The following is a 14,074-nucleotide window of genomic DNA, read 5'->3' as shown; positions in this document are numbered from 1 at the left end:
GTGTGTATGATAATAGAAGCGATAGAATGCCGATTTGGAGGCAAAAGATGCAGACCGTTTCAACATTAGGACTTTTTCGTAATTCGGTATTTCGAAATTTATGGTCGACCACTCTCATTTCCAATTTAGGTGGGCTTATACAAGCTGTAGGAGCAGGCTGGTTAATGGCATTGATCAGTTCATCGCATTCCATGGTTGGGCTTGTCCAAAGTGCTACAACATTACCACTGGTTATGTTTTCTCTCATGGCAGGAGCATTGGCTGACAATTTTAATCGGCGTCAAATTATGTTGTATGCGCAGATTATAATGATGGTTATATCAATGAGTTTGGCTATCCTATCCTATATGGGGTTTCTTACACCTTGGCTTTTATTATGCTTTACATTTTTGATTGGGTGCGGAACCGCCTTTTATAATCCTTCTTGGCAAGCAACAATAGGCGATATTGTCCGCAGGGAAAATATTCCTGCTGCTGTTAGTCTGAATAGCGTTGGCTTTAATTTGATGAGAAGTATTGGTCCGGCTATTGGTGGTGCCATCATTGCTACTTTAGGTGTAGCTACAGCTTTTTTGTTTAATGCGATCAGTTATATTCCTTTAATTGGTGCATTATTTCTATGGAAATCTGACTATAAAAGCAATACACTGCCACGAGAGAAGCTTTTAGGCGCAGTCTCTGATGGTTTGCGTTATGTTGCTATGTCGCCTAATCTTCTCAGTATTATGGTTAGAGCGTTCCTTTTTGGTATTGGAGCAATTTCAATTTTAGCACTTTTGCCAATTGTTGTACACAAAGTTCTTGGGGGCAGTGCATTTCTTTATGGTACATTGCTCGGTTGTTTTGGTCTAGGAGCGATGATAGCTGGTATGATTAATTCATCTATACGGTGTTACTTTCGTTCAGAGACTATTATTGTAAGTGCATTTGTTGGTTTTGCCTTTTCTTGCTTTTTTTTGGCAATGAGTCGTTCGTTGATTATTAGCCATCTTGCCTTATTTCCAGCGGGTTTATGTTGGGTTTTAGCGTTATCATTGTTTAATACATCTGTACAACTTTCTACACCACGTTGGGTTGTTGCACGTGCTTTAGCACTTTATCAAACAGCATCTTACGGAGGAATGGCTATTGGAAGTGCAATCTGGGGAGCGTTTGCTGATGGTTATTCTCCAACGGTTGCTTTAAGTATTTGCTCTCTATTTTTGATTTTTGGAGCTCTTGCAGGGATAAAGTTTAAAATTCAGGAAATTCCTCAGATAGACTTGGATCCGCTTGATCATTTTAGAGAACCGGAGCTTTTACTGGACTTAAAAGCACAAAGTGGTCCAATCATGATTATGATTGATTATCAAATTCATGAAAACGATCTCGAAGAATTTCTCAAAGTGATGACGCGTCGTCGCCATATTCGTTTACGTGATGGCGCTCGTCAATGGGTTCTTTTACGTGATCTTGAAAGGCCTGAATATTGGACAGAAGCGTATCATATGCCAACATGGGTAGATTATTTACGTCATAATCATCGTCGTACAAAAGCAGATGCAGAGGTAAATAAACTTCTGCGTAACTTAAATCGCATGCCAAACGGGATAAGAGTACATCGCATGATTGAGCGGCAGACAATACCGCATGCCAAGGAGATGCATTTAAAGCCTCCTGCTGATCAGTTGCCTTAAAGGTGACAGATTCGCTTTAAGCAAAGATGAATTAAGTTGTAAAAATCCGCTTTGGTTTGAAAAGGTTTTTGTCAAGAGTTCCTATAGCAAGAAGTTTATTTTTATAGATGGTACAAATCTCTTCTTCATCAAGAAGAAGAGGGGCATTGTGATTATGTAAGAGTACTGAATTCCCCATCATGACTCGCTGGGCCTGGGATTCATTAAGAATATAACGAGAGAGATATTTTACTGCGGTACTCGTTTCAATTAAGACTTCATCAAGTGCTGTGAAATTTCTTTTAAAAGAAATTTCATTTTCATTTGTTGTGTTTTTTGGTGGCATGACTGCTTTTAGCGCATCCCATGTAATAAGATCGTCTTCACAAAAAGGTTCTACTGCAGTACGTCTTAAATCAGCAATATGCCCATAACAACCAAGATCACGCCCCATATCACGTGCTAAGGAGCGTACATAGGTTCCTTTTCCACATGTTATTTCAAAGACAGCACACTCTTTGGTAGGAGTTTCTATTAATTTGAAAGTTTCTATTTTTACTTGGCGTGGCGGAATCTTAATGACTTCACCTTCACGCGCTAGATCATAGGCGCGGTTACCGGCAATTTTAATTGCCGAAAATTGTGGAGGCATTTGCGAAATAACACCTGTATATTGAGGGAGAAGGGCAAGTATTTCTTCTTGTGTGGGTCGTTTAGAAGATGTTTGAGTTATTTCACCTTCTAGATCATCTGTTGAGCGCTCTTCTCCCCAAGCTATATGAAAACGGTAAGTTTTTGTACCGCTCATAACATAGGGAACAGTTTTGGTTGCTTCACCTAATGCAATTGGCAGTAATCCAGATGCAAGAGGATCAAGTGTACCAGCATGACCTGCTTTTTGCGCATTAAAGAGCCATTTTATTTGCGAGACAGCTTCTGTTGATCTCATTCCCTTTGGTTTATCAAATATCACCCAGCCAGAAACAGAACGGCCTTTTTTTTTGCGTTGCAGTGCCATGCTTTATTCCTCAAGTTCATCATTAGGGTGAAGATCGCGCGCGACTTCAGGTGAGCGAAGCAAAGCATCAATTTTTGAAAAATTATCAAAACTGCTATCAAGTCGAAAGCGCAGTTCAGGCATATATTTCATTTGTCGCAACGCGCGACTTATTTCTCCACGAATAAAACGGCTATGTTTATTGAGAACATTTACAACATTAATACGAGAAGCATCAGGAAGAGTATTGAGCGGAGAAACAAAGCAGGTGGCAATTTTCAAATCTGGCGACATGCGCACTTCAGAGACAGAAATCACTATATTTTTCAAGAGATCATCAAGTAAAATACCACGCTGTAGTATATGAGCTACTGCATGGCGAACTTGTTCTCCTACTCTGAGTTGCCGTTGTGATGGACCTGCATTTTTCATCGAAATTTCACCCTTGTCACAATTTCTCATTTTTCAGAGAATAAAGTTATTGGATTATTTTATAATGTGCGATTAATATGCTCAATGCGGAAGGTTTCAATGACGTCTCCTGCGCGCATGTCTTCATAGTTTTCGAATGCTATTCCACATTCTTGACCACTTTGAACTTCGTTGACTTCATCCTTAAAGCGCTTAAGTGTTTTAAGTTTTCCTTCGTGAATAACAATATTGTCACGGATAAGGCGAACACCAGCTCCGCGTTCTATTTTACCTTCCGTAACGCGACATCCGGCAACTTTTCCGATTTTTGTAATGTTAAAGACTTCCAGAATTTCAGCATTACCAAGGAAAGTTTCACGTTGTTCTGGTGAAAGTAAACCTGACATGGCAGCTTTTATATCGTCAACAAGATCGTAAATGATGTTATAATAGCGAATTTCAATTCCTTGTGTTTTGGCGGAATCACGCGCTTGTTTATTGGCGCGAACATTAAAGCCAATTACAGCAGAGTTAGAAGCTTCAGCAAGAGAAATATCACTTTCAGTGATACCTCCAGCACCAGAATGCACAATGCGTGCACGTACTTCTTCATTCCCTAGTTTTTCTAATGCTGAAGCAATTGCTTCAATTGATCCCTGAACATCTCCTTTAATAATAAGAGGAAATTCTTTCACACCAGTGGTTTGTAGTTTGGTCATCATTTGTTCAAGAGAACCGCGAGCACCAGTTTGCCGTGCTACAGCTTTATCGCGTGCTAATCGCTGACGATATTCAGAAATTTCTCGTGCCTTTGCTTCATGTGTGACAACAGCAAAACGATCACCAGCTTGTGGTGTTCCTTGCATCCCCAAAATCTCAATAGGTGTGGAGGGAACTGCTTCTTTAATATGACGACCATGGTCGTCAATTAAGGCGCGCACGCGCCCCCATTCATTGCCGGCAACGATAATATCAGAAGGATACAACGTTCCCTTTTGAACAAGTACTGTTGCAACAGATCCACGTCCTCGGTCCAGTTTAGCTTCAATGACAACACCTTCTGCGGTTCGTTTTGGATCTGCTTTCAGATCAAGAATTTCAGCTTGAAGGAGAATGGCCTCTAGAAGTTTATCAAGATTATGACCGGTTTTAGCAGAAACTTCGACTTCCAGGGTTTCTCCTCCCATGGTTTCAACAAATACTTCATGTTGCAGAAGTTCTGTACGTACTTTTTGCGCATCAGCAGCTGGTTTATCAATTTTATTGATTGCAACAATAATAGGTACACCAGCTGCTTTGGCATGATTGATTGATTCAATTGTTTGTGGCATGACACTATCATCAGCAGCTACAACTAGAACGGCGATATCCGTGACACGTGCTCCACGAGCGCGCATAGCGGTGAAGGCAGCATGTCCTGGTGTATCAATAAAAGTGATTTTTTGACCATTTTGCTCTACTTGGTAGGCCCCAATATGTTGTGTAATACCACCTGCTTCACCAGAAACAACATTTGCTTTTCGAATAGCATCGAGCAGAGAAGTTTTTCCGTGGTCGACATGGCCCATAATTGTTACCACTGGTGGACGTGATTGCATTTCTTGAGGATTATCACTGATATTAAAAATGCCTTCTTCTACATCAGATTCTAGTACGCGTTTAACGGTGTGACCAAATTCAACGGCGATAAGTTCGGCAACATCTGCATCGATAATATCGCCAGGCTTCATCATTTGTCCTTGTTTCATCAGAAATTTAATCACATCAACAGAGCGTTCAGTCATACGCTGTGCGAGTTCTTGAATGGTGATGGTTTCAGGAAGAATAACTTCGCGAGAAATTTTTTCTCTTGGTTCTTGGTTTTGTGCACGTTTAAATTTTTCCTGTCTGCGACGCATTGCAGCCATTGAGCGTCCACGTGCGCTACCTTCTTCGTCTAGAGCACTATGAAGGGTAAGTTTTCCACGACGCCGTTCATCAGAACCTTTCACAATTTTAGGTGCACGAACTTCTGATTTAACAGAGCCAGATCGTCTACTATGTCTTTCATCTTCTTTATTTTCATCTGCTTTTCGTTTTTCAATTACAGGTGAATTTTTAGGTGTGATAGGGATATCTATCGGTTCTATAAGGGGATGAGCAGAGGGCAGAGAAATATCTTGTACAGGTGGACTTTCTTCTTCCTCTTGATGTACCTCTGTTTTTTGAATTTCTTGCCGTAAACTTTCTTCACGCTCTTTATCACGTCTTACTTGTTCTTCAGCTTGTTCACGCATTATTTTTTCTTGTATATGCGCTTCCTCTAAAGCGCGAAGTCTCGCTTCCATTTCAGCAGATGAGAGATTATTTTTAGCGACAGGTTCATTTGGCTTTGTTTCCTCAAATCGCGGTTTAGAGCGTTGAGAAGCGACATGTGGTTTTGTAATCGGCTGTTGTATTTCAGCTTTTTCATCAGGACGCGCAATTTTACGTCGCTTGGTTTCGACGACTACAGCTTTTGTACGGCCATGGCTAAAATTTTGTTTGACCGTACTTGTTTCCAGAACAGACCGCTTTAAAGTCAATGTCCTTTTAACTGTTATCTTATCGTTATTATTTTCACTCATTGTATTTCCTTCACGGCTTGTACCGTCATCTCACCAGGCTTACTGTGCTTGTCGTCACGATAGGCAATCAGTTTATGTATCGTTTTGAGAAATCCTTTTGTAGCTTTTGCATTTAATAAGGCGGCATGCACTACAAGGTTAGATCCAAAAGCCATACTCATTTCATTACTTGTAAATAAAGATATGGTTTTTATATCCTGCTTTGTTTGTTGTTGTACTGTATAGATTGCTTGTGCAATTTTTCGTTTCCCATCTTCTGTAGCTCCTTTAGCGTGAAGTACGAGAATGGCTTGACCAGAGCGGATAGCAGTATCAACTTTGGTTGCTCCCGTGACAACGGCACCTGCTTTCCGCGCCATGGAAAGACTTCCAAGAGCAGCTTTCAGCAGGAGTGTATCTACAATATGCGCTAGATCTGGTGCGACCTCAACATCTGTTTTAAAACTTTTATGAAAAGCTTTTTGTTTGATTGCTTTTTCAATGGCAGAGCGATGAGCGGAAACCCATACGCCACGTCCAGGCAAATTGGATTTAAGATCAGGAACAATTTGATTATTGGGACCAATAACAAAACGGATCAGCGTGTTTGCTGAAACATTTTTTCTTGTCACAATGCAGGTCCGTTCATTCATTTAAAGTGTATCCACATTCAAATCATCTGTTGTTTTATCGTCTACAGAATTTTCTGTAATAAGATCAGCTTGGTTTATCCAACCTGCTTGTACACGTGCAGCTAAAACCATAGCTTCTGCATCAGCACGTGTGATATCAAAAGGGGTTAGAATACCAGAAAAGTTCTGTACTTGCCCGTCTTTACGCTCTTTCCAGCCAGCTAAATCGTCAATTGCATAGCCCGCAAAATCCTCCATTGTTTTCACGCCATCTTCACCAATAGCAACCAGCATAGCATTTGTCATTCCAGGAAGTGCACGCAATTCATCAGAAACACCGAGTTTTTTACGTGTTTCATCAAGTTCTTTTTCTTTGTTTTCTAGATATTCGCGCGCACGACTTTGGATCTCCGCTGCAGTTTCATGATCAAAACCATCAATGGAAGCAATTTCTTCGAGAGCAATATAGGCAATTTCTTCAATAGAAGAAAACCCTTCTGATGCCATAACTTGCCCAATCATTTCGTCAACATCTAAGCATTCCATAAACAATTTACTGCGTTCGGCAAATTCTTTTTGACGATTTTCAGATTCTTCCTGCTCCGTTAAGATATCAATGTTCCATCCTGTTAATTGCGAAGCTAAACGGACATTTTGTCCACGTCGTCCAATAGCAAGGCTGAGCTGGTCATCAGGAACAACAACCTCGATACGTTCTGCATCTTCATCGAGAACGACTTTGGAAACTTCAGCAGGTTGTAGCGCATTGACAATAAATGTTGCAGCATCAGGTGACCAAGGAATAATATCAATTTTTTCTCCTTGCAATTCTGCAACGACAGCTTGAACACGACTCCCTCGCATCCCAACACATGCGCCAACAGGATCAATGGAACCATCACGCGAAACAACAGCAATTTTAGCACGTGAGCCTGGATCGCGGGCAACAGATTTAATTTCTATAATACCGTCATAGATTTCTGGCACTTCCATAGTAAAAAGTTTTACCATAAATTGGGGATGTGTGCGTGAAAGAAAAATTTGTGGACCTCGTTGTTCACGGTGCACATCATTGACAAAGGCGCGAATACGATCTCCATAACGAAAGGATTCACGAGGAATTAATTCATCACGGCGCACAATAGCTTCACCGCGTCCGAGATCAACGATAACATTGCCATATTCTACGCGTTTTACTGTGCCAGAAATAATTTCTCCAATTTTATTTTTAAATTCTTCGTATTGTTGGTCACGTTCTGCATCACGTACTTTTTGTACAATAACCTGTTTAGCAGATTGTGCTGCTATGCGTCCAAAATCCATGGGAGGCAAAAGATCGTAGAAGAATTCACCAATTTTTGCGTCCGCTTGGCGCTTAAGTGCATCGGATAAAGTGATTTCAGTTGTATAATCTTCAACAACATCAACAATTTTCAGTAGACGCTGTAACTTAATTTCACCTGTTTTAGTATTAATTTCAGCACGGATATTGGTTTCTTGACCATAACGAGAACGTGCTGCCTTTTGAATAGCATCGGCCATCGCAGAAATGACAATTTCACGGTCAATTGATTTTTCACGTGCAACAGCATCTGCAATTTGCAGAATTTCAAGCCTGTTAGCGCTTGTAGCCATCGCTTCTCTCCTTCTTTGTGCCACACGATGGGCGTTGATCCTAGTGATATTTATTTTTTGTAATTAAGTGCCTCTTTTGAGACGTTAGGAATATCTTCAGGAATTGATTGTTGATTTAAATCTTTATTTTTTTTAAACGTATCACGAATAAGTTCATCGGTAAGCACCAAGTGCGCATCGACGATATTCTCAAAGAGAATAGGAATATACACATTTTCTCCATAGGCAGCCTTATCAGTATTTAAAGTAAAGCCATCTTGTGTGATATTTGCAAGTGTCCCACGAAATTTTCTACGCCCATCAATTATTACGTTGGTTTCAATTTTTGCAATATGCCCTTGCCAATAAAAAAAATCAGATTTTCTTACTAAGGGGCGATCAATTCCAGGAGATGAGACTTCCAAATGATATTTACGTTCAATAACATTTTGGACATCAAGAAGAGGAGAAATAGTTCGACTAACAATTTCACAATCTTCTATTGTCATGGAGCCATCAGCGCGTTCAACCATAATCTGAAGTGTTAAACCATTTAAACCAAGAAGCTTTATGCGCACCAAGCGAAAACCTAAAGGTTTAAGTAAAGGTATGATATGTGCAGCAACCTGTGCTTCAACGCCATTTTCTTCAAACAGACGTGGTTCATCAAGATCATTTATTTTTTCAGTTTCGCTCATACACCTTATCCAAGCTGCTTTCATCAATATTACGACACTAAAAAGGAGCGGGTCCATACAGCCCACTCCTCATCATAAGACCAAGAATTTAGCTAGTGATACTCTTAAAATTAAAATTTTTCAAGTTGTTTATAAGAAAAGCATTGCATCATTTTATTTTTTTATAAAAGTAAGATAAACAGGTTCTCGCCCTTCACGTAAAGCTTTTGTTTCATAACGGGTGCTTGTCCATAGTGGATAAGGATTTTTCCAATCTGCAGGATTTTCAGCTTTCCATTCAAAATTGTCATGCTGTATACAATGGTATAAAGTCCAATTTATATAGCTGTCTATATCGCTGGCAAAGCGTAATTTTTTACCTGTTTTAAGAACGCGAGCAAAACGGTTAAGATTTTTTACATTTATGAAGCGCCTTTTCCAATGCTTTTTTTTAGGCCACGGATCAGGATAAAAGAGATCTATTCCATCAAGGGATGCATTAGGTAACCAATCAAGGAGGCGTGTGGCATCATCATTGTAAAGGCGGAGATGATTTTGGTGTTCTTTGTGCTGTTCAAAAGACATCAACATTTTTGCCATACCATTGATAAAGGGTTCTACACCAATAAACCCAGTTTGTGGAAAATGTTTCATTTCATAAAGCAAATGCTCACCTCCACCAAAGCCAATTTCAAGACGGACGTCTTTTACTTTTCTGGAAAACAAGGAGGTAAGATCTAAAGGTGCAGGACTATTTAGATTAATGTTCAGAATTGGGAGAAACATTTTTATACGTGTAAGCTGACTGTTACTGAGACGTTTTCCTTGTCGACGACCGAAAAAAGCTTTACTCATCCGTGTGTTATGGTCAATCATGATGCTTTAATCATCGTTTGAAGCTTTTTAACGAGATCGGTTTTTTCCCATGAAAACGAACCATCATCTTTAGGTTTACGTCCAAAATGTCCATAAGCAGCTGTTTTGGTGTAAATAGGTTTGTTGAGATCAAGATGTTTTCGAATACCTGATGGTGAAAGATCCATTATTTTGCGAATTGCAGCTTCGAGAATATTTTCATCGACTTTTCCTGTTCCATGGAGATTAAGATAAATGGATAAGGGTTGTGCAACACCAATGGCATAAGAGAGTTGAATGGTGCATCGGTCTGCTAAATCAGCTGCTACTATGTTTTTAGCCAGATAGCGAGCGGCATAAGCGGCAGAACGATCGACTTTTGTTGTATCTTTACCTGAAAAAGCCCCTCCACCATGGGGGGCTGCACCTCCATAAGTATCAACAATGATTTTGCGTCCTGTAAGTCCTGCATCACATTGAGGACCACCAATAACAAATTTTCCTGTTGGATTAATGTACCAACTGCATTGATCAGAAATAGGAATATCATGCAAAGCTTGACGAATATAAGGCTCAACCACTTTGCGTACTTTATTTGAATCCCAACTTTCATCTAAATGCTGTGTCGAAAGAACAATAGATGTAACCTCTATAGGTTTTCCATTTTTATACCGTATTGTTATTTGACTTTTTGCATCTGGTCCTAATTTTCCCGTTTCTCCTTCTTCTTTATGGCGCGCTTCGGCAAGAAGTTTTAAAATTTTATGGGCATAATAAATCGGCGCAGGCATGAGATCTGATGTTTCACGGCAAGCATACCCAAACATGATACCTTGATCTCCAGCCCCTTCTTCACCGTGCCTATCTATAGCGCAATCAACTCCTCGTGCAATATCTGCTGATTGAGGACGCAAAAGAACATCAATTTTAACAGTTTTCCAATGGAATCCTACTTGTTTATAGCCAATTTCACGAATAGCACGGCGTGCTACTGCACGAAAAGGAGAAGGATTAATGCATGGAAATCCTCTTTCATCGTAGATAAACTCTTTATTTTTATTTCTTTTTAAGAGTGTATCAGGAACACGTACTTCACCAGCAATAATAACGCGGTTCACACTGACTAAAGTTTCACAAGCAATTCGTATCAACCAAGGGTTAGTGCCAGTTTTTTGCGCTTCCCTATAGATCATGTCAACGATTTCATCAGAAATACGGTCACAAATTTTATCAGGATGTCCTTCTGATACCGACTCACTTGTAAAAAGATAATCTTGATGCGGCATAGGAACTCCTTCAAAAAGAAAACTAATACTTTTATTGATCGTCTCTTAAAATTGCTTCTATTTGCCAATTTTACAGCAAATCGACAATGCTGATTTATGAATGAATAAAAGAAAGGGTATTTTTATAGTTTGTTTGTCAAATCTTCCTCAGAAAGAGCTTTTGCTAAATCAATAATTTTTCGACGCACTTTGGCATCAGATATATTTGTGAAAGCACGCATGAGTTGAATTCCCTCACTACTGGAGCAAAAATCCATAAAATTACTATCGTTTTCAGCAAACCCTTCTTCATGTTGCGTATTAATGCCTTTATCAAAAAAATAAGATACAGGGACATCCATAATTTCCGCCATCGCTTGAAGGCGACTTGCACCAATACGATTTGTACCTTTTTCATATTTTTGGATTTGTTGAAAAGTAATACCTAGTTTTTCACCTAGCTTTTCCTGAGTAAGTCCTAAAATGTTACGACGTAAACGAATACGGGTTCCAACATAAATATCTATGGGATCTGGTTTTTTTCTAGTTTCGGTCATAATATAACTCTTTATTTCCAGCACTTTACTTCTAAACCAACATCAAATTTACGTGAAGTCAGTTTACCATACAATTAAGATAATATGTAACACTTTTCCCAATGTTACTGATATGCACAACATGATACATACATGGGCATTCAATCATTTAAGCTGTTTTGTATAACCAAAACCGAAACGACACAGTAGCATAAGAATAAACAAGATAAAAGTAGAGAATATCCTGTATTCATTGCCCCATAAAGGGCTGACTGATGATGGAATCGGTGAATCAATAATACCAACAGCATTTTGTTGGAGAGCTACAATGATTCGTCCATAAGAATCAATGACAGCTGATATTCCATTATTCGCTGCTCGTATGAGCGGGATTCCTAATTCCACAGCGCGGAGTTGTGCTTGTTGAAGATGTTGATACGGGCCAGGTGTTACTCCAAACCATGCATCATTTGTCACATTAATAATTGCTTGAGGAGGAGAACCTTGAAAAGACATTTCATTGGGGAATATTGCTTCATAACAGATAAGAGGAAGATAAGAAAATCCATTTGGCATCACGACAGTTTTGCGTGCAGTAGCAGCACTATACCCACCAATATTATCAGCAAGGGCATGTAATCCAATTTTTTTAAATAAATCCTGATAAGGAAGATATTCTCCAAAAGGCACTAGGTGCAGTTTGTCAGAAGTGTTTAGAATATGACCTTTGGCGTTAATGACTGCAATTGTATTAAAATATTTTGTTTGTAGGTCAGAGGCATCTTTGCTAGCTCGCATAGCACCAATAATAGCCCATTGATTGGGTTTTAATAGAGAAGCAATGCGCATTGTGATGTTAGAGTTATCAAAAAGGAGGTAGGGAATGGATGCTTCGGGCCATATGATAAAGTCAGGTTCTGGAATAGTTTCTGCTTTTGGTATTAGACTGAGATTCATGTGCATCGTAAAGAGAGCTTCTCGTGTTGTATTGTCTAATTTTACGTTTTGCTGAATAGAAGGTTGTACAATGCGTACCCAATGACTGTTTTTTTGATAATCAGCTATATTGGGTGCAGTATTGAGGCGATAAAATCCAAAACCGCTGTGGACCAATATAAGGGATGCGCAAAGAAAAAGTGCAGGTTTCTTTTTTTCTTTTGTTAATAAAACGGTAGGCAAACTGTAGGCTAAAACAACTAGAATATTCATTCCGTAAAGTCCTACAATTACATCTGATTGCATGAATATTGGAGTTGGCATAGCTGTATAACCAAGAGCATTCCAAGGAAAACCTGTGAATAAAAGTGCCCGCAACCATTCTGCTAATCCTAGCCCAAAAGCTAGTACAAAGAAGCGTGCTATTCCTTGTGTCCATAACAAACCAATAATAAAACCAGCAAAAAACCAATAAAGGGAGAGATAGATAGGAGGACACAAAATAGCAAATGGTACCGCCCAACCAAAAGTAGCAGGGTCTGTTAATAAGGCATTGCTTAACCACCAAAGGCTGCAAATAAAATAACTAAAACCGAAGGTTCCACAGCTTAGAGCATAAGTGAGAAGACGTTTTTTCTTGTTTTCTATGGTTTTTATTGCATCAAGTAAAACAGTGAAGACAGGGAAAGTAAAAAAGCAGAGAGGAGTCAAATAAAACGGTGGAAGTGCAAACGATGTTAATGCTCCACATAGAAATACCCACGCTTGCCGTTTCCAACCGGTAACAGAAAATAAAAAAAGTATGAAGTTATTTAAAAACGCTCGATTATTCTTTAGGGATGGCATTTTTCTCAAAATTCTCATTTTCTGGGATACGAAAAATGCGCAATCGCTTAATTCGACGTTTATCAGCTTCTAAAATACGGAATCGATAGCCAGGTATGGCCTCAACGATTTCACCTTTTGCAGGAATACGATCAAGAATGGAAACAATTAAACCACCAATAGTATCAACTTCATCACCATATTCTCCTACGACAAAATGAGGACCAAGAGCTTTTTCCACATCTTCTAGTTCGGTTCGTGCATCAACGAGCCATCTATTATTAGGCTCACGCACGATAGCATTGTCAACATTATCATGTTCATCTTCGATGTCACCAACAACTAATTCAACAATATCTTCCATAGAAACTAAACCGTCTGTGCCACCATGTTCATCAATTACCAAAGCCATTTGTGTTCGTGTCGTTTGCATTCGTGTTAGCAATTTACTTGCCAGCATGGAACTAGGAACAAAGAGGACTGACCGAACCAAGTCTAAGTTACCGATTGGGGTATGTAAATCTGTATGACTTAACTGCAGCAAATCGGATGTTTGCACGTTTTGCACTGACTGTGTAATAAAGCGTGTTATATAATTAAGGATATCACGGATATGAACCATTCCTCTTGGATCATCTAAGGTTTCAACATAAACAGGTATACGCGAATGACCAATTTTCGCAAAATATTTAAGAGCCTCCCCTAGAGGAGTGTTTATTTCCAACGCTGCTATCTCAGAACGTGGAATCATGACATCATCAACACGCGCTTCGCGCAAGCGTAAGATATTGTGCAGCATAGTACGTTCTTCAGGTGAAAAAAGAGCAGTATCTTTTTCATTATCAGCGATGAGTGCAACAGTAAGGTCGTCGCGCAGTGACGTAGAATTGCGTCCCCGTAAAAATGAAAACAGATGATTTATCAGGGAGTATTTTTCTGGATGATTTGTTCGCTGTGGGGGATGTTCTTCAATATCAGAAGATGCTTGATTGTTATTTTGTGCATTCGCTTTGTTTGCCATGATTCTAAAATCTTTTAAACCTTCTTTTTATAACGGAGACATAAAACGCTTTAAATTGGATATTT

12 protein-coding genes are annotated in these 14,074 nt (G+C 39.4%); 1 reads left to right on the top strand and 11 read right to left on the bottom strand.

Annotated elements, in window-relative coordinates; translation table 11 throughout:
• The first annotated feature begins 47 nt into the window (after nt 1–47).
• Entirely contained in the window at nt 48–1,676 is a 1,629-nt protein-coding gene (locus MCS_RS02840; protein ID WP_004855457.1) for an MFS transporter, read from the top strand.
• 31 nt (nt 1,677–1,707) lie between these two features.
• Here the strand turns inward: MCS_RS02840 and truB are convergent, their stop codons facing one another.
• The 11 genes from truB to MCS_RS02785 form a co-directional block, all read right to left on the bottom strand.
• The gene (gene truB, locus MCS_RS02835) at nt 1,708–2,673 is read right to left on the bottom strand and encodes a tRNA pseudouridine(55) synthase TruB (protein ID WP_004855456.1); all 966 of its coding nucleotides are present in this window, start codon (nt 2,671–2,673) and stop codon (nt 1,708–1,710) included.
• 3 nt (nt 2,674–2,676) lie between these two features.
• Complete coding sequence (gene rbfA, locus MCS_RS02830) at nt 2,677–3,084, bottom strand: 30S ribosome-binding factor RbfA (RefSeq protein ID WP_004855453.1); 408 nt, start codon at nt 3,082–3,084, stop codon at nt 2,677–2,679.
• A gap of 59 nt (nt 3,085–3,143) precedes the next feature.
• Nucleotides 3,144–5,669 (bottom strand): translation initiation factor IF-2, encoded by a 2,526-nt coding sequence (infB, locus tag MCS_RS02825; protein ID WP_004855452.1) that lies wholly within the window; start codon nt 5,667–5,669, stop codon nt 3,144–3,146.
• Nucleotides 5,666–6,301: an RNA-binding protein gene (locus MCS_RS02820; protein ID WP_004855449.1), complete on the bottom strand. Its 636-nt coding sequence runs from the start codon at nt 6,299–6,301 to the stop codon at nt 5,666–5,668. The genes infB and MCS_RS02820 overlap by 4 nt, the downstream gene beginning before the upstream one ends.
• On the bottom strand, nt 6,302–7,915 hold the full coding sequence (gene nusA / locus MCS_RS02815) for a transcription termination factor NusA (RefSeq protein WP_004855447.1): 1,614 nt from the start codon (nt 7,913–7,915) through the stop codon (nt 6,302–6,304).
• 50 nt (nt 7,916–7,965) lie between these two features.
• A complete protein-coding gene (gene rimP / locus MCS_RS02810) occupies nt 7,966–8,616 on the bottom strand; it encodes a ribosome maturation factor RimP (protein WP_035451968.1) in 651 nt (216 codons plus the stop codon).
• Between the two features lie 129 nt (nt 8,617–8,745).
• Entirely contained in the window at nt 8,746–9,447 is a 702-nt protein-coding gene (locus tag MCS_RS02805; protein ID WP_004855443.1) for a tRNA (guanine(46)-N(7))-methyltransferase TrmB, read from the bottom strand.
• On the bottom strand, nt 9,444–10,712 hold the full coding sequence (gene metK, locus MCS_RS02800) for a methionine adenosyltransferase (protein ID WP_004855441.1): 1,269 nt from the start codon (nt 10,710–10,712) through the stop codon (nt 9,444–9,446). Before metK ends, MCS_RS02805 begins: the two co-directional genes overlap by 4 nt.
• Nucleotides 10,713–10,834: 122 nt before the next feature.
• Nucleotides 10,835–11,248, bottom strand: a complete 414-nt coding sequence (locus tag MCS_RS02795; protein WP_004855439.1) for a helix-turn-helix domain-containing protein — start codon at nt 11,246–11,248, stop codon at nt 10,835–10,837.
• 144 nt (nt 11,249–11,392) lie between these two features.
• Complete coding sequence (gene lnt / locus MCS_RS02790; protein WP_024864174.1) at nt 11,393–13,027, bottom strand: apolipoprotein N-acyltransferase; 1,635 nt, start codon at nt 13,025–13,027, stop codon at nt 11,393–11,395.
• A complete protein-coding gene (locus MCS_RS02785) occupies nt 12,990–14,009 on the bottom strand; it encodes a hemolysin family protein (RefSeq protein ID WP_004855435.1) in 1,020 nt (339 codons plus the stop codon). Before MCS_RS02785 ends, lnt begins: the two co-directional genes overlap by 38 nt.
• Nucleotides 14,010–14,074: the final 65 nt, after the last annotated feature.

The organism is Bartonella doshiae NCTC 12862 = ATCC 700133 (genome assembly GCF_000278155.1).
In the GTDB taxonomy this organism is placed as follows: domain Bacteria; phylum Pseudomonadota; class Alphaproteobacteria; order Rhizobiales; family Rhizobiaceae; genus Bartonella; species Bartonella doshiae.
The sequence above is the reverse complement of the archived record's forward strand: the minus strand, read 5'-3'. Positions and strand labels throughout refer to the sequence as shown.

Bases quoted from the DNA above. Each gene is read 5' to 3' on its own strand.
- lnt (WP_024864174.1), bottom strand. From the start codon at position 13,027: ATGAGAATTTTGAGAAAAATGCCATCCCTAAAGAATAATCGAGCGTTT.
- MCS_RS02840 (WP_004855457.1), top strand. From the start codon at position 48: ATGCAGACCGTTTCAACATTAGGACTTTTTCGTAATTCGGTATTTCGA.
- infB (WP_004855452.1), bottom strand. From the start codon at position 5,669: ATGAGTGAAAATAATAACGATAAGATAACAGTTAAAAGGACATTGACT.
- MCS_RS02785 (WP_004855435.1), bottom strand. From the start codon at position 14,009: ATGGCAAACAAAGCGAATGCACAAAATAACAATCAAGCATCTTCTGAT.
- MCS_RS02805 (WP_004855443.1), bottom strand. From the start codon at position 9,447: ATGATTGACCATAACACACGGATGAGTAAAGCTTTTTTCGGTCGTCGA.
- metK (WP_004855441.1), bottom strand. From the start codon at position 10,712: ATGCCGCATCAAGATTATCTTTTTACAAGTGAGTCGGTATCAGAAGGA.
- rbfA (WP_004855453.1), bottom strand. From the start codon at position 3,084: ATGAAAAATGCAGGTCCATCACAACGGCAACTCAGAGTAGGAGAACAA.
- MCS_RS02820 (WP_004855449.1), bottom strand. From the start codon at position 6,301: ATGAATGAACGGACCTGCATTGTGACAAGAAAAAATGTTTCAGCAAAC.
- nusA (WP_004855447.1), bottom strand. From the start codon at position 7,915: ATGGCTACAAGCGCTAACAGGCTTGAAATTCTGCAAATTGCAGATGCT.
- MCS_RS02795 (WP_004855439.1), bottom strand. From the start codon at position 11,248: ATGACCGAAACTAGAAAAAAACCAGATCCCATAGATATTTATGTTGGA.
- rimP (WP_035451968.1), bottom strand. From the start codon at position 8,616: ATGAAAGCAGCTTGGATAAGGTGTATGAGCGAAACTGAAAAAATAAAT.
- truB (WP_004855456.1), bottom strand. From the start codon at position 2,673: ATGGCACTGCAACGCAAAAAAAAAGGCCGTTCTGTTTCTGGCTGGGTG.